Source organism: Streptomyces sp. NBC_01210, assembly GCF_036010325.1.
Lineage (GTDB): Bacteria > Actinomycetota > Actinomycetes > Streptomycetales > Streptomycetaceae > Streptomyces.
Map to the genome: position 1 here is coordinate 4582705 of NZ_CP108549.1, position 18919 is coordinate 4601623.

General features: G+C 69.2%; 22 protein-coding genes. 14 read left to right on the forward strand and 8 right to left on the reverse strand.

Going from position 1 to position 18919, the window contains the following annotated elements:
• Positions 1–108 precede the first annotated feature (108 nt).
• From OG735_RS20720 to OG735_RS20745, 6 genes are all read right to left on the reverse strand, one after another.
• On the reverse strand, positions 109–1275 hold the full coding sequence (locus OG735_RS20720) for a lipid-transfer protein (RefSeq protein WP_327324664.1): 1167 nt from the start codon (positions 1273–1275) through the stop codon (positions 109–111).
• Entirely contained in the window at positions 1272–1676 is a 405-nt protein-coding gene (locus OG735_RS20725; RefSeq protein ID WP_327324665.1) for a MaoC family dehydratase, read from the reverse strand. The genes OG735_RS20720 and OG735_RS20725 overlap by 4 nt, the downstream gene beginning before the upstream one ends.
• A complete protein-coding gene (locus OG735_RS20730; protein ID WP_327324666.1) occupies positions 1663–2700 on the reverse strand; it encodes an acyl-CoA dehydrogenase family protein in 1038 nt (345 codons plus the stop codon). The genes OG735_RS20725 and OG735_RS20730 overlap by 14 nt, the downstream gene beginning before the upstream one ends.
• Positions 2700–3623, reverse strand: coding sequence for a bifunctional MaoC family dehydratase N-terminal/OB-fold nucleic acid binding domain-containing protein (locus OG735_RS20735; RefSeq protein ID WP_442812463.1), 924 nt, complete (start codon positions 3621–3623; stop codon positions 2700–2702). Before OG735_RS20735 ends, OG735_RS20730 begins: the two co-directional genes overlap by 1 nt.
• On the reverse strand, positions 3620–4810 hold the full coding sequence (locus OG735_RS20740; protein ID WP_327324668.1) for an acyl-CoA dehydrogenase family protein: 1191 nt from the start codon (positions 4808–4810) through the stop codon (positions 3620–3622). The genes OG735_RS20735 and OG735_RS20740 overlap by 4 nt, the downstream gene beginning before the upstream one ends.
• A 184-nt stretch (positions 4811–4994) precedes the next feature.
• Positions 4995–5300 carry a hypothetical protein gene (locus OG735_RS20745; RefSeq protein ID WP_327324669.1) on the reverse strand — a complete coding sequence of 102 codons (306 nt, stop codon included), beginning with the start codon at positions 5298–5300 and terminating at the stop codon, positions 4995–4997.
• A gap of 399 nt (positions 5301–5699) precedes the next feature.
• Here OG735_RS20745 and OG735_RS20750 point away from each other — a divergent pair, with 399 nt between their 5' ends.
• The 3 genes from OG735_RS20750 (at position 5700) to OG735_RS20760 (ending at position 8363) form a co-directional block, all read left to right on the forward strand.
• Positions 5700–6596: a bifunctional DNA primase/polymerase gene (locus tag OG735_RS20750; RefSeq protein WP_327324670.1), complete on the forward strand. Its 897-nt coding sequence runs from the start codon at positions 5700–5702 to the stop codon at positions 6594–6596.
• A gap of 155 nt (positions 6597–6751) precedes the next feature.
• Positions 6752–7561: an MBL fold metallo-hydrolase gene (locus OG735_RS20755; RefSeq protein WP_327324671.1), complete on the forward strand. Its 810-nt coding sequence runs from the start codon at positions 6752–6754 to the stop codon at positions 7559–7561.
• Between the two features lie 310 nt (positions 7562–7871).
• Positions 7872–8363, forward strand: coding sequence for an allene oxide cyclase barrel-like domain-containing protein (locus OG735_RS20760; protein ID WP_327324672.1), 492 nt, complete (start codon positions 7872–7874; stop codon positions 8361–8363).
• 369 nt (positions 8364–8732) lie between these two features.
• On the opposite strand, the gene OG735_RS20765 is transcribed toward OG735_RS20760, so the two are convergent.
• Positions 8733–9482 carry a glycosyltransferase family 2 protein gene (locus OG735_RS20765; RefSeq protein WP_327324673.1) on the reverse strand — a complete coding sequence of 250 codons (750 nt, stop codon included), beginning with the start codon at positions 9480–9482 and terminating at the stop codon, positions 8733–8735.
• Positions 9479–10291 (reverse strand): GntR family transcriptional regulator, encoded by an 813-nt coding sequence (locus OG735_RS20770; protein WP_327324674.1) that lies wholly within the window; start codon positions 10289–10291, stop codon positions 9479–9481. The genes OG735_RS20765 and OG735_RS20770 overlap by 4 nt, the downstream gene beginning before the upstream one ends.
• Positions 10292–10977: 686 nt before the next feature.
• Between OG735_RS20770 and OG735_RS20775 the strand changes: the two genes are divergently transcribed.
• The 11 genes from OG735_RS20775 to OG735_RS20825 all read left to right on the forward strand — a co-directional run bounded on the left by OG735_RS20775 (position 10978) and on the right by OG735_RS20825 (position 18834).
• Entirely contained in the window at positions 10978–11268 is a 291-nt protein-coding gene (locus OG735_RS20775; protein WP_327324675.1) for a hypothetical protein, read from the forward strand.
• Positions 11265–12218 (forward strand): DUF2637 domain-containing protein, encoded by a 954-nt coding sequence (locus OG735_RS20780; RefSeq protein WP_327324676.1) that lies wholly within the window; start codon positions 11265–11267, stop codon positions 12216–12218. Before OG735_RS20775 ends, OG735_RS20780 begins: the two co-directional genes overlap by 4 nt.
• A complete protein-coding gene (locus OG735_RS20785; RefSeq protein WP_327324677.1) occupies positions 12218–12604 on the forward strand; it encodes an RRQRL motif-containing zinc-binding protein in 387 nt (128 codons plus the stop codon). Before OG735_RS20780 ends, OG735_RS20785 begins: the two co-directional genes overlap by 1 nt.
• A gap of 30 nt (positions 12605–12634) precedes the next feature.
• Complete coding sequence (locus OG735_RS20790) at positions 12635–12877, forward strand: hypothetical protein (RefSeq protein WP_327324678.1); 243 nt, start codon at positions 12635–12637, stop codon at positions 12875–12877.
• A 94-nt stretch (positions 12878–12971) separates the two neighbouring features.
• On the forward strand, positions 12972–15194 hold the full coding sequence (locus OG735_RS20795; protein ID WP_327324679.1) for a cell division protein FtsK: 2223 nt from the start codon (positions 12972–12974) through the stop codon (positions 15192–15194).
• 140 nt (positions 15195–15334) lie between these two features.
• On the forward strand, positions 15335–15586 hold the full coding sequence (locus OG735_RS20800; RefSeq protein ID WP_327324680.1) for a hypothetical protein: 252 nt from the start codon (positions 15335–15337) through the stop codon (positions 15584–15586).
• A 21-nt stretch (positions 15587–15607) separates the two neighbouring features.
• Positions 15608–15796: a hypothetical protein gene (locus tag OG735_RS20805; protein ID WP_327324681.1), complete on the forward strand. Its 189-nt coding sequence runs from the start codon at positions 15608–15610 to the stop codon at positions 15794–15796.
• 11 nt (positions 15797–15807) lie between these two features.
• Positions 15808–16413 carry a hypothetical protein gene (locus OG735_RS20810; protein ID WP_327324682.1) on the forward strand — a complete coding sequence of 202 codons (606 nt, stop codon included), beginning with the start codon at positions 15808–15810 and terminating at the stop codon, positions 16411–16413.
• Between the two features lie 167 nt (positions 16414–16580).
• The gene (locus OG735_RS20815; protein WP_327324683.1) at positions 16581–17480 is read left to right on the forward strand and encodes a bifunctional DNA primase/polymerase; all 900 of its coding nucleotides are present in this window, start codon (positions 16581–16583) and stop codon (positions 17478–17480) included.
• Positions 17477–17665, forward strand: coding sequence for a hypothetical protein (locus tag OG735_RS20820; protein WP_327324684.1), 189 nt, complete (start codon positions 17477–17479; stop codon positions 17663–17665). The genes OG735_RS20815 and OG735_RS20820 overlap by 4 nt, the downstream gene beginning before the upstream one ends.
• On the forward strand, positions 17662–18834 hold the full coding sequence (locus OG735_RS20825) for a DUF3631 domain-containing protein (protein ID WP_327324685.1): 1173 nt from the start codon (positions 17662–17664) through the stop codon (positions 18832–18834). Before OG735_RS20820 ends, OG735_RS20825 begins: the two co-directional genes overlap by 4 nt.
• The last annotated feature ends 85 nt before the right edge of the window (positions 18835–18919 follow it).

Below are 18919 nucleotides of genomic sequence, written 5' to 3' on the forward strand. Positions count from 1 at the left end.
TGTCCGCCTCAGGTTGTACGGGTGGTGCTGCCCTCACCTCCTGAAGGTGGAGGAGACCCTCAGGGATCGGACACGGGCTACGGGAGCATCCGCCATATTCCGGTCGCCTCAGCCGTCCGCGCCGAGGATCAATCCGGATGTGGGAACGCCGGTGCCTGCCGTGACCAGGGTCCTGGCCGCGCCCGGTATCTGGTTCACCGAGGTGCCGCGCAGCTGTCTGACCGCCTCCGCGATGCCGTTCATCCCGTGCAGATACGCCTCGCCGAGCTGACCGCCGTGTGTGTTCAGCGGCAGGGTGTCCGCGGCCACGAACTCCGCCGCCTCACCGGGCTTGCAGAACCCGAACTCCTCCAGCTGCATCAGTACGAACGGGGTGAAGTGGTCGTAGATGATGCCCACGTCCATGTCGCGGGGGGCCAGCCCGGAGGTCTGCCAGAGCTGCCGGGCGACCACGCCCATCTCGGGCAGGCCGGTGAGGTCGTCGCGGTAGAAGCTGGTCATCTGCTCCTGAGCCCGGGCGGCGCCCTGCGCGGCGGCCACGATCACCGCGGGCGGCCGTGGCAGATCCCGCGCCCGCTCGGCACTGGTGACGACGATCGCCTGGCCGCCGTCGGTCTCCTGGCAACAGTCGAGGAGACGCAGCGGTTCGACGATCCAGCGCGAGTCGGCATGGTCGGCGAGAGTGATCGGCTTCTCGTAGAAGTACGCGGCGGGGTTGTTCGCGGCATGGCGGCGGTCGGTGACGGCGACATGACCGAACGCCTCGGGCGCGAGCCCGTACGTGTGGAGATAGCGCTGGGCGGCCATGGCGACCCAGGAGGCCGGCGTGAGCAGCCCGAACGGCAGGTTCCAGCCGAGCGCCGCGCCCTCGGCGGACGGCTCCCGGTGCTGCACGCCGGAGCCGAAGCGGCGACCGGAACGCTCATTGAACGCCCGGTAGCAGACGACCACTTCGGCGACGCCGGCGGCAACAGCGAGTGCGGCCTGCTGCACGGTCGCGCACGCCGCGCCACCGCCGTAGTGGATACGGGAGAAGAAGGACAGCTCGCCGATGCCGGCCGCCTGGGCGACGGTGATCTCGGGGCTGGTGTCCATGGTGAAGGTGACCAGGCCGTCGACATCGGCGGGGGAGAGGCCCGCGTCGTCGAGGGCGGCGTGCACCGCTTCGACGGCCAACTTGAGCTCGCTGCGGCCCGAGTCCTTGGAGAACTCGGTCGCCCCGATGCCGGCGATGGCCGCCCGGCCGCCGAGCGCGTCCCGGCTGCGGATGCTCATGCGTCACCCTCCGGAAGGATCCCGGGCAGAGCCACGGTCACCGAGCCGGTGACGTGGTTGCCGATGCCGTTGGCCCCTATGACCCGCACATGGGCCGTGCAGCCGTCGACGGAGGTGACGGTTCCGCTCAACACCATCGTGTCTCCTGGGTAGTTGGGTGCTCCCAGCCGGATGGCGACCTTGCGGAGCACCGCATGGTCGCCGAAACAGTCGGTGATGTACCGGCCGACCAGGCCGTTGGTGGTCAGGATGTTCATGAAGATGTCCGGGGAGCCCTTCTCCTTCGCGAGCTCCGTGTCGTGGTGCACATCCTGGTAGTCGCGGGAGGCGACGGCCCCGGCGACGATCAGGGTGCGTGTGATGGGGATGGTGAGCGGCGGGAGTTTGTCACCGGCTTTCACGCGATGGCTCCTTTGCGAGCAACTGGCCCAGTTCAGCGAGGAGTTGTGAACCGCATCCGAGATAGGCGTCCAACTGGCGCCCCCACAGGAAGTGCCGGTGGACGGGGTGGTCCAGGTCGGCACCCGTCCCGCCGTGCAGATGCTGCCCGGCGTGGACGACGCGTTTACCGGCCTCGGAGGCCCACCATGCGGCGGTCAGCGCCTCGGCGGCGGCGTCCAGGCGTTCGTCCTGCCGCCAGGCGGCTTCGTAGGCCGTGACCCGTATCGCCTCGGTGTCCATGTACGCGTCGGCAGCGCGCAGCAGCACACCCTGATGGGTGGAGAGGGCGCGCCCGAACTGCTCACGGGTCGAGGTGTACGCGACGGCCCGGGCGAGCGAGCCCGCGCACACTCCGGCCTGCAGCCCCGCGAAGGCGGTACGGCCCAGGGACAGTACGGACTCGTACGCACCTGGCCCGCCGAGCCGCTCGCCCGCCGTCCCGGACAGGACGAGCCGCCCGGCAGCCCAGGGCGCGGTGGTCTCCACCTCCGTCACCTCCGCGTCGGCGGTCCGTACGAGCCACAGCGCCCGGTCCGTGTCGGGGACCAGGACGTGGGTGGCGTCCCGCAGCCACGGCACGAACGGCAGCGAGCCACTCAACCGCCCGGGAGCAGCGGTCCTTACAGCACCGCCCGCCGGGAACGCCCCGGTCGCCACCGCCGCACCCTCCCGGAGAGCGGGCAGCAGCCGGGCCCGCTGCCCGTCCGTGCCGTGCGCGGACACTGCCAGCACTCCGTACACACAGGTCGCCGCAAAGGGCACCTGCGCGGTGGTCCGCCCCTGCTCCTCCAACACCAGCACCAGCCCGAGCAGGCCTATGTCCTCGACGGCCCCGGGCAGCCCCGCAGCACACAGCGCCTTCCACAACTCCGTGTCCGTCCCGGTCCCGGCGGCGGCCAGCCGCTCATGTGTGGAGAGATCGCCGAAAATCTGCGCCGCCAGCTCCTGCGCGGCGGACTGCTCCTCCGTGGGCGTGAAGTCCATCAGTCCGCACCCCCGTCCGAGGCCCGGAAGACCGGCAGCTCCAACTCCTGGTCCACCCGCAGGAATTCCAGCTGCACGGGCATTCCGATCCGCACCTTGTCGTACGGCACGCCGACCACATTGCTGACCATGCGGACACCTTCCGCGAGCTCGATCAGCCCAACCGCGTACGGCGGATCGAAGGCCGGGAACGGCGGATGGTGCATCACCACGTACGAGTAGACGGTCCCCGCACCGCCCGCCTCGACCGTGTCCCACGCGGGCGACCCGCACGCACCGCATCCCGGCAGCCACGGGAAGCGCAGCGTCCCGCACCCCGCGCAGCGCTGGATCAGCAGCCGGTGCTCCGCCACCCCTTCCCAGAACCCGGCGTTGTCCCGGTTGATCACCGGCCGCGGCCGCTTGGCCGCCCCCTTCGGTTTCCGCCGGGCCGGCGCGTACTTGAGGATCCGGAACCGGTGCGTGCCCGCCGGCTCCCCGTCCGCCCGGACGTCCATTCGCGTGGTGACGAAGTGGCCCGTGCCCAGCTTCGTCGTCTTGAGCTCCGAAACCGACTCGATCACCGCGTCGAACGTGATCCGGTCCCCCGGCCGCAGCGGCCGCAGATACTCCTGCTCACAGTCGGTCGCGACCACCGAGGTGTACCCCGCCCCGTCCAGCAGTGCGAACAGCTCGTCCTGTGCCGGGGACCGGTCCGTGTGCCCCGACAGACCGCCCATCGTCCACGCCTGCAGCATCGTCGGCGGCGCTGCGGCGTCCGGCCCGGTGTACGCGGGGTTGGCGTCCCCCATCGCCTCGCACCAGTGCCTGATCATCGGCTCATTGACCAGGTCCTTGCCCACGCCCGAGACGGTGGCCGGCCGCCCCTCGTACGCCTTCAGCCGTGCGTACAACTCATCAGTCACCCTTTCCGCTCCGGTCACCTCTTCCCCCTCTTCATGCCGAGCCGCATCGTCGCGACGATCTCCCGCTGCACCTCGCTCACCCCGCCCCCGAAGGTGTTGATCTGCGCCGCTCTGTTCATCCGCTCCAGCTCCCCGTCCCCCAGCGAACCGATGTCGAGCGAGCCCGGCGAACCGGCCCGGATCAGCCCCGCCTCCCCCGTGATTTCCTGGCACATTCGATACACCTCCACGGCGGATTCGGTTCCCGCGAATTTCACGCCGCTCGCATCGCCGGGTGCCGGCCGGCCCGCCCCCACATCCCCCACCAAACGCCAGTTGAGCAGGCGTGTTGCCGACAGCCTGGCGTGCGTTTCGGCCGCCCGGAATTGCACCCATGACTCGTCAATCCGGCGCTCACCCGTCACTGGATCAGGTGTACGTGCGCGCTGCAGTGCCGCCTCGTAGAAGTCCTCGGCCTGCATCCCGATCGCCGCCAGCGCCACCCGCTCATGGTTGAGCTGGTTGGTGATCAGTCCCCAGCCGCCGTTCTCCTCGCCGACCAGATTCGCTGCGGGCACCCGTATCCCGTCGTAGTACGTCGACGTCGTGGTCAGACCGCCCACCGTCTCGATCGGCGTCCAGGCGAAACCCAACGCGTCGGTCGGCACCAGGATGATCGAGATGCCCTTGTGTTTGGGTGCCTGAGGGTCCGTGCGGCATGCGAGCCAGATCCAGTCCGCGTTCTGGCCGTTGCTGGTGAAGATCTTCTGTCCGTCGACGACCCAGGAATCGGCGTCAGCGGTGCGCTCCCGCACGGCGCGCGTCCGCAGCGCGGCGAGGTCGGTCCCGGCCTCCGGCTCGCTGTAGCCGATCGCGAAGACGAGGTCGCCGCTGAGGATGCGCGGCAGGAAGAACGACTTCTGCTCGGCGGTGCCGTACTTCATCAGGGTCGGTCCGACGGTGTTCAGGGTCACCATGGAGACGGGCGCGCCGGCCCGGTACGCCTCGTCGAAGAAGACGAACTGCTCGTCGGGACCGCGCCCCTGACCTCCGTACTCGACGGGCCAGCCGAGCCCGAGCATGCCGTCCGCGCCGATCCGCCGCAGCAGTCGGCGCTGCTCCGCTCCGTCGTCGGCGGGCGGCGGTCCGTCCGGCATCACATCGCGGAAGTACGAACGAAGTTCGGTGCGCAGCTGCTGCTGCCGCTCCGTCGGGGCGAGGTGCACGGCGGCCGCCTCCCGGGCATACGGATCAGGGTTTCTGACTGTCCGTCAGTTCTGCGGCCGCTGTCAAGGTCACCGCCATGAAGACCCACCACCCCACCCGCACAACCGCCTGCGCGACGGCACCGAAGTACCGTCGCGCAGGCAGTGGTTCACCCCTTGGTCAAACCCCCCATCGGGCCGGTCGTCACCAGAGATTCGTGAAGTTCACGACGGCGTTGGACTGGTCGATGTCCGTGAAGCCGAAGCCGTTCACACTCGCGGTGTTGCTCTGGTTGGACGCACCCGCGCCGCTCGCCACCTGCTGAGTGGTGGTCGAGTTGCCGTAGTTGTCTCCACCGACACCGCTGCCGATGATCGAGGCCACGGTCGCATTCGATCCGTCGTCCGCGAAGGCGCCGTTGTCGGCCTGGGCAATGCCCGAGAACAGGGCTGCCGTGAGGGGCAGAGCGGCGACAGCGGCGAGGACGCGGGCGGTACGGATGCTTGCCATGTCATTTCCTCCAGGAACCAGAACTGCAGAAGTACGGCTAGTTCCAAGGCAGTTGGCCTACCGCCCCGGATCGTGGTCACGACGTCGCGAGATCAGAATTGCCCACCGAATCCCAGGCGAACCACCTCGGAGGCCCCAATTCCCCCTCAAGCGTGATGACATGTCGATAAACCCCCTTCGGCCCACAGAACCCCGACCCGGGGCGGAACGGACCCGAAACGGACCCGGAACGGACCCGAGCCCGACCCGAGCCGGGCCCGGGAGCGACCCGGAGGGGGCCCGGGAGGGACCGGTACGGACCACCGGGCCCGGTCGCCGCAAGAGATGAACCGTTCCGGCAGGTTTTCGGGCAATCTCTCCCCCCTTCCCTTCTTCGAACACTCGTACGAACATAGAGGTATGGCCACCACCGACCGGCAGTCCGTCACCCTGGCCCTCGCCCACGCTCTTTCCGCCGCCGAGCGCGGGCTCCCCGTCATACCCCTGTCCCCCACCAAGCTCCCCGCCCTGCGCTCTCCCCACCGTGGCGACCCCGAGCCGGTCCTGTGCCGCGGTGAATGCGGCCTCCCGGGCCATGGCGTCCACGACGCGACCACCGACCCCGCGGGCGTACGCGCCCTCTTCGCCGCCGCTCCCTGGGCCACCGGCTACGGCATCGCCTGCGGCCGGCCCCCGCACCATCTGATCGGCATCGACCTCGACACCAAGTCCGCCACCTCCTCGACCGACTCCGTGTCCGCGCTCCAGCACCTGGCCCTGCGGCATCTGTTCACGATCCCGGAGACGGTCACGGTCCTCACCCCCAGCGGCGGCCGCCACCTCTGGCTGACCGGACCGCCCGACGTCGTCGTCCCGAACTCCGCGAGCCGGCTCGCCCCCGGCATCGACGTCCGCGGCGCAGGCGGCTACCTCGTAGGCCCCGGCTCGGTCTCCGCCCACGGCGCGTACCGCCTCGCTCCCGGTACCGCCGAGCTGGCACCCGCGCCCTGCCCCCGCGCACTCCTTCGCCTTGTCGCACCCCCCGCACACCCCCACCACCCCACCCGCACCGCACCGTCCCCACTACCCCAGGGCCACGGTCAGGGCCACGGCCTGGTCCAGTTCGTGCTTGCGGCGCACGAGGGCCAGCGCAACACTCGGCTGTTCTGGGCGGCTTGCCGCGCCTACGAGAACGGCTTCGGCGAGGAGCTCGCGGACGCCCTCACCGATGCGGCGGTCCACGCGGGCCTCACCGAACGCGAAGCCCGGGCGACGATCGCCTCGGCCGACCGACTCACCTCGGGCCGCCGCCACTGACCGGGCGCCCCTGCGCGGCCACCCGGACCGGCCCCGGCCCGGGCCCCGGCACCTGCGTGCCCTGCTCCTGCACTGGCCCACCCGCCCGGACGGGCCCACCCTGGATATACAGGGGGGGCACGATCCCGCCCGCAGGTGACTCACGGAGACCCGCCATGAGCATTCACAAGGTCGGAAGGGACATCACCGTACTCAGCGATTGCCTGGAGGTGCCCGGGATCGGCTTCCTCCCGGTCAACGCCTTTGTCCTGCACGCCGCCCAGCCCGTCGTCGTCGACACCGGCCTCGGGCTCCCCGACCGGAACTTCGTCGAGACGCTCAGCTCGGCCCTCGACCCCGCCGACGTACGGTGGATCTGGCTCACCCACCCCGATCGCGACCACACCGGCGGACTGTTCGATCTGCTCGCCGCCGCTCCCCACGCGCGCGTGGTGACCACGTTCATCGGCGCCGGGCTCATGTCCACCGAGCGGCCGCTGCCGCTGGACCGTATCTGCCTGGTCAACCCCGGCCAGACCCTGGACGCCGGCGACCGCGCCCTCATGGCCTTCCGGCCACCGCTGTTCGACAACCCCGCCACCGTCGGCTTCTACGACGAGCGATCGGCGGCCTGCTTCAGCTCCGACTGCTTCGGCGCGCCCATGCCCAGCGCCGAACTCGCCCTCACCGACAACGTCGGCGCCTTCCCCGCCGGCCAGCTGCGCGACGCGCAACTGCTGTGGGCCACGGTCGACAGTCCCTGGGTCCACACCGTCGACATCGGTAAGTACCTCGCCACCGTCCAGCCACTGCGGATCATGGATCCCGAGGTCGTCCTCTGTACCCACCTGCCGCCCGCGGTCGGCCTGGCCCCGCAGATGACCGACACGCTCGCCGAGGCGCCCGACGCGAATCCGTTCATCGGGCCGGACCAACTGGCATTCGAGAAGATGCTCGCCGGCTTCGAGCCAGGTGGCGGCAGCTAGCGGCCCGTGCACGGAGAGCGGCAGCCGGCGGCGCGTGCGCAGAGAAAGGCACGTGCACAGAGAAGCCTGCCCGAGTAGCCGGCAAGCGTACGGCCCCCTGATCATGCACGACCCCAAACCGGGCAGGACACCGGCCAAAGCCCCTCCGCCGACCTTGAGGTCCGTCGGGTAGGCGCCGCCGGTCGCTTCACCTGGATGGGCAGGCGCGAGTCGCGAAACCGTGTGATCCACATGAGGCTGACCTGGGAATCGGTTACCTCACATGACACATGGTCAGTGAGCCGCCCCCTTGGTCCCACAGGAGCACAGCGTGCGTCACTTCAAGCATGTCGGTCTGAGCGCGGCCACCGGCTTGGCCGCCCTCCTTGTCTGCTCTCACCCGGCATCGGCTTCCAGCAGTACCGATCCCGGTCCTGAGAACGTCCTCCAGCTGGTCGCGAGGCAGACCCAGATCAGTTCCATCGATGTGGACGGGTCGTCCGGGCCCAGCCAAGGGGACGAATTCGTCGTCAGCGGGAATCTCGTCCTTGGCAGCGCCACGGTCGGCAACTACGGCGAGGTCTGCACAATCACCCGAACCGCCCCCGCCGATGAGTTCGACCTGCAGTGCGTGGGCTCCCTCACCCTGACCAAGGGGCAGATCACCTTCCAAGGTCGGTTCACCATTACCGCTGGAGTCCCCGGCGACGCCGGCGTCGCGATCACCGGAGGCACCGGGTCCTACCGCACAGCCCACGGCTCCATCCAGTCCGTCATGCTCAGTGCCACGGATACGCAGCTCACCGTCCACCTCATCCGCTGACAGGGCAGGAGAAACATCCTCCGAGCGGCTCGGCCGTCTCAGCGGCCGTGCCCTTCCCGTGCTTCCCCGTTCGGTCGGGAAACCGCGGGAAACCGCGGGGAACAGCGGTCGCTCGCGGACAACGCTCACGAGAACGGCCCCTGACCGACTTTCCTGGTCAGGGACCGTTCACCTGCGGTGGGTGTGGGATTTGAACCCACGGTGACATCGCTGCCACGACGGTTTTCAAGACCGACCGGTTTCACGCGGCAGGATGGCCCCCGACCTGCGCATACGATGCTCCGGGGCGCATCGTCCGTCCCGTGTTGGCCAGAGGATGGCCGCGAGGGTCTCGGCGACGGCGCGTTTCCCGGAGGAAGGGATTCGCTCTCAGGTGGGGCGGTACCGAAGCGCAAGGGCGTCCACATGCTTGCGGATCGCTCCCATCCGAGCCTCCCACTCGGCCCCACTACGGTGGTCAATGTGGGCGGTCGTCTGCCCCGGGTGTTTGCGGTAGTGGAGACCGGTCTCGCCGATGAACCAGCCGTCAGCCATCACGTCGAGAGCCATGAGGAGGCCGGTGTCCTCCGACGCGGGTAGGGCCATCCATCCCCCGGCTTCCGCGAGCACGCTCTCTCGGATGCAGAGCGTCGCGGGGTGAACATGAGGTCGGTGAGTGGTTGTCCAGTAGGCATACACCTCGCCCCGGGCGAGCAAGCCGGGGTCGGGGTCGCCGAGGGTGTAGTGCTGGAGTGAGCCGTCCGGCATGAGGTCGAGCACCCGGCAGACAGTCCAGCCGACGGACGGGTGTGCCTCCATGACCTCAATATCCCGGGCGAGCGCGCCGGCGGGCAGAACGTCATCCGCGTCGAGGACCTTCACTAGTTCGCCCCGGCTGCGGCCCCAAGCCATGGTCCGGGCTACTCCGGGGCCGCCGCGCCTGCTGTCGCTCACCTTGACCCGAACGTCCTCGCGGATGTTGGCGGACACCTCGGTCTCTTTGCCACCATCGACCTGGACCAGCCACTCCCACTCCCAGCCGTCCGGCAGTTCCTGGGCACGGAGCGAGGCGAATGCCTCAGGCAGGAACTGCAACGCCGTGTCGTGAACCGGCGTCACGATCGACACGATCCGCGTCACTCGGTCCACCTCTCCAGCGGCACGGAGTACCGCAGCTCTGTCCGCTCGCCGGGAAGCACTATGTGTGAGTACTCCACGACGTCGCCACCGGTCGAGACGCTGGTCTTGTCGAGCAGCATCACCGCGCTGCCGGGCGGGATGCCCAGCTTCCGAGCCTCGGCCTGGGTGGCTAGCCGGGTCCTGATCCCGTCGTCGATGCGGTCGATCTCGATCCCGATGGTGCTCAGTTGGTGGTGTGTTCCTCCGGGCCAAGGCTCGTTGGAGCTGTCCAGTAGGTCGGGGTTTCGGGCAGCGACCTCGTGGAGCAGGTAGGAGTCGATCAGTGACAGCGCGGTCGAATCCCCAGAGGTGCTGTGCCAGTACTGCCGGTGCAGCATCAGGGTGCCGGGCTCCACTCTGAACCGTTCGGCGATGTCCGCGTCTGCGGGGATGACACTGAACGTCGCATGGGTCTCGATCTGATCGTGATCCAGGCCGGTGTCCTTGTCGATCACGCCGTCATTCCGGCGCTCTTCGTTGGTTCGCTTCGCCAGTTTCTTCTCCCAGGCGTAGCGCTCCTGGTGCTGGCGGATCTGGTGCGGCGGGCGCTGGCGAACCTTCGTGCCGTGCCCTCGGCTCATGCTGACCAATCCCTCAGCCTCCAGCGCCTTGTACGCCGCAAGGACGGTGGTCTTCGATCCCTTGCCTTGGGCGACTAGCTCCCGAATCTGGGGCAGCTGATCTCCGGGCCGGTACCCGGCGGTGCCTGCCTCGATGTCCCGCGCGATCTGATCTGCGAGTCCACGCCATTGCGGCGTTTTGGGTGCCATCAAAACCGTGCCTCCTCTTCGACCCCGCCAGTGAACCACAGTCCCGGGATAACCACTATCCCGGGACTGTTGACAGTCCCGGGACTTCATGTCAGTCTCATGCCGTGCCGCAAGCAGTCCCGGGACAACAATCCGGAGTGCGTGGCACACCTTGAGAACTGAACAGTGATCGTGCGGAGCTGACGCGGGAGCGGCGGTCACGGCAGGTGCCTAGGACGAGGGTCCGGGGGCAAACCGTCGTGATGAACGCGGCTCTCCCCCTACGCGCCTGGCAGGCGCCACCCGGTTACGGGTGTGGGGAGGTACAGCGGGCTCCAACGCACGTGGCGGGATGAGAAGACCGCCCCCGAGACGACCGGGTGACGTCGTCGGCGGCACGCCACCCTGCACCGCTTCGTGCAAGCCGCCCTGCTGGCGTCAGAGCAGTGACGATGACGCGCCCGATTCACCGGCTTCACCGGCCTGCCGTGGCAATGGCAGGCCGGTGAAGCCGGTCCCGACCCCGCAGCACGGATCTCTGCTGCGGCCAGCTGCCTCTCTCGCCCGTCCGGCCGGCGCATCGCGTGCTGGTCGTACGGACGGGAGCGCAGGGAGCCGGATGTCCGACTTCAACGGCGCGCGGCCCCCGGAGTTGCACCTCCGAGGGCCGCTGTTCGGGCCGTTCACCTGTGAGAGGAACACGACCCATGAAGTACATCGTTGCTGGTCATGAGGCTGTTACGGCCACTGAGTTTGTAGAGCTGGCCCTGGGTACCCCGCTGGAGCTGTGGCTCGGGGTCGAGGACGAGAGCGAGATGGAACGGGCGGCGCGGCTGGATGCGGCGCGTGACATCCTCGCCGACAACCCCGACCTGTACGACACAGTGTCGCGGCTCGCGGTCGAGACGATCGAGGCATACGCCCCCGAGTTGTTCAACGTGGTTGCGCTGCCGCAGGCCAAGGTCCGTAAGTCGCCGCGTAGGGCAGTGGCGGCATGAGCACCGCACCGCAGGCGATGCGCGTTTCTGCGCCGCCGCTGACGCGTCCCGAGACGGGGCTGATGGTGTTCGCCGCTCTGGCTGCGGCTGCGGTCGGGGTGTTGGGTTTGGCGTCGTCGTTCGATGCGGTATCGGCTGCGGCTGTGCGGTGGGCGTTCGGTACGCCGTGGATGCTGCCGATCGGCATTGACGTGGCGATTCCGGTCTTCACCGCGGCGAACCTGCTGCTGATCCGGATGAACATGCCGCTCGCCTGGGTGCGGTTCGTGCCGTGGGCCCTGACCGGGGTGACGTGCTGGCTGAACGTCGCGGCCGGGCAGTCGCTGTCCGCGCGGCTCGCGCACGGAACGATGCCGCTGCTGTGGGTGGTGTTCTCCGAGATCGCCGCGCACGTCTACGCGGTGCGGATCGGGGCCGCGACCGGATCGCGGATGGAGAAGATCCGCCGCTCTCGCTGGCTGCTCGCGTTCCCGTCCACGTTCGCGCTGTGGCGGCGGATGACGCTGTGGGAGGTCACCTCCTACAGCGAAGCGCTTGCGCGGGAGAAGGAGCGGCAGTTGGCCCGTGCGGATCTGCGCGAGACGTACGGGCGGCGGTGGCGCAAGCACACCCCGCGCCGCACGCGGGTGCTGCTCAAGCTGGGCGAACTCGCTCCCGCAGACGAGCAGGCACCCCCGGACGCCGAGCCCGAGCCCGCTTGTGAGGGGGAGCCGAAGCCGAAGCAGCGGCCCCGCCGCAGCAAGGCCAAGGCAACACGCACGCCGGACCAACTGCTCAGTGAGGCCCGGAAGGCCACGGCCGGGTGGTCGGACGCGGAGCTGACCGCGGACCGGATCCGCACCGCGGTGCACGTCTCCGCTGCCAACTCGCGCATGCTGCGGGACACGCTGAAGACGGAGCGTGCGAACAGCGGTGACGTGGGCAACGAACCCGCGGCGGTGGCTGCCTAATGTCCGCGACGTTCGGCAAGTGCTACGACCCGTCCGGCACGACGTACGGGGTGCCCACGTTCCCGTGGCGGTTCGCCCCGGACGGTTATGCCACCCGTCGCCAACTGCGTGCCCGTGGCTTACGGCCCGGGGGCCAGCCGATTGCCGCGCAGGTGATGCGCCGGGCCCGGCGCCGTAAGTCGGGTGCTCTAGTCGCCTACCTCTACCGCGTCGACTGCGCCAAGCCGGTACGGCCTATGACCCCGGCGAAGCGGGCTGCGCTCGCCAAGGCGATGACCGCCCGCCGTACCTGCCCGAAGTGCCGTACGGACGCGGGTTACTGCATTCCGACCTCGCTCGGCATGTGCGTGACCTGTGCCTACCCCGAGGAACAGCTCGCCGCCTGATCCGCATCCACGTGCATGAGGAGTTCTGCTGTGACCAGCCTGACCACCACCATCGCCTGGCCCGCGGACGTGCTGTACCGGTTCCTAACCATTGTGGGAGCCACCGTCGATGTCATTCCGCAGCCGACCAGGGCTCTGCCGGATCGGCACGCGGCCGTCTGCCGGGGCTGCGACGCCACGTACACCAGCGCCGTCGGCGTGAGCCACGACCTCAAGGAGTGGGCGCAGACCCATTCCGGGACCTGCCGCGCCTTGCCCCGCCCCACCGCCTGACCCTGCACGACTTCGCCAAGGGGGGCCCGGACGCCTGCCGTCCAAAGCGCCGTCCGGGCCCCTTCCAACCCCGTGTCCCAGGGAGGGACGTTCAGTGAATCACGACGACGAGAATGAACTCTTCAACCGGCTCGAAGCCGCTTGGGGACTCGACTCAGGGCCCGACTTGGGCGGCGAGGTAGTCGACTTGGGCAAGGCCCGGTCGGCCCGTGCCGAGTCGGCCGACCCCGCAGCCGACCCGTTCGCCGACGCCCTCACCACCGCGTCGGGTGACGGGTCGGGCGACCTCGACACGCCCGTGATGGTGGATGGTCCGCAGCCCGAGGGGCCCGGTTATCTGGGTCGGCTCATGGGTGCGAAGCGGCGGGCGATCGTCCCGCCGTGGCTCCAGTCCACGGCGGAGTTCAAGACCGCGGCCGGTTGGGTCGCCTCGCACTACGGGCACCTGGCCGGGTACCACTCGCTGCGCTCGCCGCTGTATGCCGGTCGCCTCGCTCTCCAGTCGCCGCGTGGCGCTGCCCGGTTCATCGGCGGATCGATGCGCTGGGTCGCCGACCGCGAGGGGGAGCCGGTCCGACTCGCCGCTGTGCGGCGCGAGGACGCAGCCGAGTACCTGAAGCTGTCGCGGCAGCGCGATGGCCGGGTACGGATGCGGACTCTGGTCGCCGTCCTGGCCACCTTCATCGGTCTGGGTGCCGCCCTCGCGCTGTACGTGCTCGCTCCGGGCTGGCTGCAGGCCGTCACGCTCGGCACGGTCATGCTCGCGCTCGGTTCGGCCGGCAGGAAGGCTGACGCGCCGGTCATCACCCGCGCGGTGGAGATGACCAAGGCACCCAAGCTCACCAGTGACATCGTGCTGCGCGCGCTGGGGTCGTTGGGGATTCCGGCGATCAATCAGGCACAGTCCAAGGGCCGGGACGGATTCGCCTTCACCGCCCCGATCACCCGCGACGGTCCGGGCTGGCGCGCCGAGGGAGACCTTCCCTACGGCGTGACCGTGACCGACGTCATCGAGCGCCGCGACAAGCTCGCCTCTGGGCTTCGCCGTCCGCTCGGGTGTGTGTGGCCCGAAGCGGTGCCGGATGAGCACACCGGCCGTCTGGTCTTGTGGGTCGGGGATCAGGACATGTCGACCGCGAAGAAGCCGGTATGGCCGCTGCTCAAGGGCGGCGCGGTCGATCTGTTCAAGGCGGTCGCGTTCGGCACCGACCAGCGCGGACGCTGGGTCGAGATCACGCTTATGTACATCGCGGCCGTCATCGGCGCGATTCCCCGCATGGGCAAGACCTTCCTGCTCCGTCTGCTGCTGCTCATTGCGGCGCTGGATGTGCGCGCTGAGCTGCACACCTACGACCTCAAGGGCACCGGCGACCTTGACCCCGTGGGCGAGCGCGTCTCACACCGCCACCGTGCGGGCGACGATGACGAGGACATCGAATACGCGCTGGCCGACCTGCGCACCCTGCGGCAGGAACTGCGCAGGCGGGCGAAGATGATCCGCTCCCTGCCGCGGGATATCTGCCCCGAATCGAAGGTGACCAGTGAGCTGGCGAACAAGCCGAAGCTGGGTCTGCACCCGATCGTGATCGGGGTGGATGAGTGCCAGGTCTGGTTCGAGCACCCCAAGCACGGCGCGGAGTTCGAAGAGATCTGCACCGACCTGGTCAAGCGCGGTCCCGCAACCGGAATCGTGCTGCTGCTGGCAACCCAGCGCCCGGACGCCAAGGCCCTGCCCACCGGTATCAGCGCCAACGCATCCGCCCGGTTCTGCCTCAAGGTGATGGGCCAGCTGGAGAACGACATGGTCCTGGGCACGTCCAGCTACAAGCGGGGCATCCGGGCCACGATGTTCTCCTGGAAGGACAAGGGCATCCACTACTTCGTGGGTGAGGGAGCGGACGCCCGGATCGTCTCCTCCGTCTACGTCGACGCTCCGACCGCTGAGACGATCGGCATGCGGGCCCGCAAGCTGCGTGAAGCGGCAGGCACACTCTCCGGCCATGCGCTGGGGCTTGAGCCGGAAGCCAGCGAGAGCGCGGCGTATGACCTGCTGCGCGACATCCTCGCCGTCGTCCCCGCCGAAGAGCCCAAGCTCTGGTCCGAAGTAGTCGTGGCCCGTCTCGCCGAGCTACGGCCGGACGTGTACGGCGGCTGGGACCCCGAGGGTCTGGCCGCAGCGCTCAAGCCGCACGGAGTGCCCACCGGCCAGGTGTGGGGCAAGACCGAGGGCGGCAAGGGCGCCAACCGGCGCGGCATCGAACGCGCCAAAGTCACCGCCGCCGTAGCCGAGCGTGACGGAAACCGGGACGCGGGCTGAGTGGAGTTCGCCGCTAGACCTAGCAGCACACCCCGCTAGGTCTAGCGGCACCGCTAGCACCCCAAACAACCCCTGATCAGCCCGCTAGTACCTAGCGGGCTCCCCTCGCCATGCCCTCAAACCCGCCTGAGAGGCACCCCATGACCTCAGTACTGGCCGCTAGCGTGCCGCTCCTCATGCTCACCCTCGGTTACGCCACTGTGTGTGGGGCGAGCCCGTTCGGCAACTGCCGCAAGTGCCGCGGGCTCGGCTTCCAACTCACCTACACCCGCCAGGGCAAGCCCAAGCGCGGCAAGCACTGCCGCCGCTGCGACGGCATCGGCAAACGCATACGCGTCGGCCGCCACCTCTACAACGTCGCCGCCCGCATCCACCGCGACGGCACCCGCTAACCCACCGGAAGGGAATGCCCGATGGCCATCACCGTCTCGCTCGTGGCGCTGTTCGGACTCGTTCTGTTCTTCCTCCTGCGCTCCAAGACCCTCGGCTACGGCGCCGCGTTCATCGCCGTCGTGTTCGGCTTCTACCTCGCCTCCACCGGCGCGGCCCAGCCCGTGAACGACCTCACCACCGCCGTTGTCAACGCCATCGGCGATCTGTAGAGGAGCGCGCGATGAACGAACCGATCCTTGCCCGGCACACGCTCGCCCTGGCCCTGCCGAAAGCCGCGCCCGCGTTCGCCACCTCGACCGTGCTCATCCTCGGCCGGATCTGGAACGCCAACGGGGCCGCACATTCCACCGGCAACGCCGCCCTGATGGTGGTGCTTGCCACCGGGGCCGCGGCGGCTGGCGCTTTCGCCGCTGCCGGTCGCAACGGTGACGGAGTACTCGCCGGAACCGCGTTCGCGGCATCCGGAGGGCTCGCCCTCGCAGGCATCGCCGGATACGCCGACGGCATCTCCCTGCCGCTGCTGCTGTGGGCGCTGGCGACCGCGGTCGCCTACGGGCTCGCCGCCCGCTACTGGCGCACCGACCGCCGCGACACGATCGCCCACGAGCGGCACACCACCGTGCGGCGCGAGGAACACGCGCACATCGAGCGCGTGGAGACGATCCGCGGCCGCACCCAGATCGAGGTAGCCCGCGAAGGCACCGCCTACGCCGAAGCCCTCGCCCAGGCCCTCACCCATCGAGCGATGCTGCCCGGCTTCGACCCGCAGGCTCTGGAAACCGCGGGCCTGCCCGAACTGCCCACCGCTGGGAGGAAATCTGTATGAGCCGCCACACCCTGCCCCGGCGCTCCTCCGCCTACCTCGGCCCGTGGGCCGCCAGCGGCTACAGCGACGAACCGCCCTTCTAGACACGGCTAGGGCGGCCCGCATCTCGCCAAAGTTCCGGGCCGCCCTGATCTCCCGCTCACTTCACAGAACTGGAGACATCCAGCATGACCCATAACCGCAACACCGCGCTGCTCACCGCAGCGCTGGAAGCCGCCGAACACGGGTGGGCAGTCTTCCCGCTCCGTCCCGGTGACAAGCGCCCTGCTCTGCACGGTGAGGCGCAGTGCCCCGGCATTGGGGACTGCGCGGGCGGTCACCGCAAGTGGGAACAGCGCGCCACCCTCGACCCCGACCGCATCCGCGCCGCATGGGCCACGCGCCCGTTCAACGTCGGCATCGCCACTGGCCCCTCAGGGCTACTCGTCGTGGACCTCGACATGCCCAAGCCCAACAGCAATGGGGACACGCCTTGCGGCGTGACGACCTTTACGGCGCTCTGCGAGCGCGCCGGGCAGGCCGTGCCCGCCACGCGTACGGTGCGGACTGCGAGCGGCGGGGCGCATCTGTACTTCACCGCGCCGCCCAGTGTCCGGCTGGCCAATTCGGCCGGCAGGCTCGGCAAGCTCATCGACACCCGGGCATGGGGCGGGTACGTCGTCGCCGCTGGCAGCACCACACCCACCGGCCCCTACACGGTCACCCACCCCGCTCCGGTAGTCCCGCTCCCGGAATGGCTGTGGACCCTTCTGACGACCCGTCAGGCATCGCGGGCACTAACGGCCGTGCCGTCGTCGTCCAAGGGCTCTGCGTACGCCACAGCGGCTCTCAGGGCCGAAATCGCGAATGTGGCGGGCGCTGCCGAGGGCAAGCGCAACTGGACTCTCCTCAGGGCCGCCCGCGCTCTGGGGCGGTTCGTCGCATCCGGCGACCTCGTTCGCAGTGAGGTCGAAGATTCTCTTAATGGCGCGGCGCTGGCGGCCGGTCTGCGGGAGCGCGAGTGCACACCGGTCATCACCAGCGCACTGAACTGGTCGGCCGCCCACAACCCCGGCAAGGCGTCATGAACGCGCCCCGCCATCCGGCCCTTAAGAGCATTCCCGGCACCCCGAGCCGCCCGGCGGCCGCCGAACACCCCGCAGCGCGGACGGCCGTGGGCGTGCCGAAGGGCGTCGCCGAAGGCGTCCCCACTGCTGTTCGCCCTGACCCGCACGCGGTCACCACCGCGACCGAACGGAGGACCGCCGCATGAGCGCACCCGAGACAACCAGCGCGCCAACCATCGACGGGGCCGCGCTGCTCGACGAGGTCGAAGCCTTCCACCGCCGGTTCAACATCTTCCCCACCGAAGCGGCCTACGTCGCCGTCACGCTGTGGGACGCGCACGCGCACCTGCTCGACTGCTTCGACTCCACGCCCCGCATCGCGTTCCTCTCCCCGGAACCGGGGTCCGGGAAGTCGCGGGCGCTGGAGATCGTGGAAACCCTCGTCCCGCGCCCCATGGTGGCCGTGAACGCCTCAGCGGCTGCTCTGTTCCGTGCTGTGTCGGGGCCGGACGGGCGGCCCACGATCCTGTTCGATGAGATCGACACCGTTTTCGGCCCCAGGGCTGGCGACAACGAGGAACTGCGCGGGTTCCTCAATGCCGGGCACCGTCGCACGGGTGTCACCTACCGGTGTGTTGGAGACAGCCAGACCGTGACCCCGTTCCCGTCGTACACGGCCGTCGCGGTCGCGGGCCTCGGCTCGCTGCCGGACACGATCCTGACCCGCTCGATCATCATCCGCATGCGCCGACGGGCCAGGAACGAGAAGGTCGAACCCTTCCGCGCCCGCCTCCACGAGCAGGAAGGAAACGCCCTGCGCGACCGCATCGCCGCATGGGCCGAGCACGCACGCGGATGGGTCATGGGCGCCTGGCCCGAGTTCCCCGAAGGTGTCACCGACCGACCCGCAGACGTATGGGAACCGCTGCTCGCCATCGCGGATGCCGCCGGGGGCGACTGGCCCCAGCGGGCCCGGGAAGCCTGCGTGGCCCTCGTCAAAGCCGCGCAGTACACCGACAAGCACAGCTTGGGCATTCGGCTGTTGACCGATCTGCGGGATCACGTGCTCATCGGCATCGACCGTCTACCCACCATCGCCATTCTGGACCGGCTCAACGCGCTCGATGACGCGCCGTGGGCTGACCTTAACGGCAAGCCGCTCGACAACCGGCGCCTGTCTCGGATGCTCGCCGAGTACATGACCGCCGACAACGAGCCCATCCGTTCCCGGAACATCCGCACTTCTGGCGGTGTCCTCAAGGGCTTCCACGCCAAGGACTTGGAAGACGCGTGGGCGCGCTACTGCCCCCCTCCCCGGGAAACCGCTACATCCGCTACGCCGCTACAGCCCAGCTCAGAGCCCCTGAACCTGTAGCGGCAGCAACCCGTGTAGCGGCTACGCCCCACATCGCGTGATGGGACGTAGCCGCTACACGCGACCTCTCCGCTACAAAAAACCG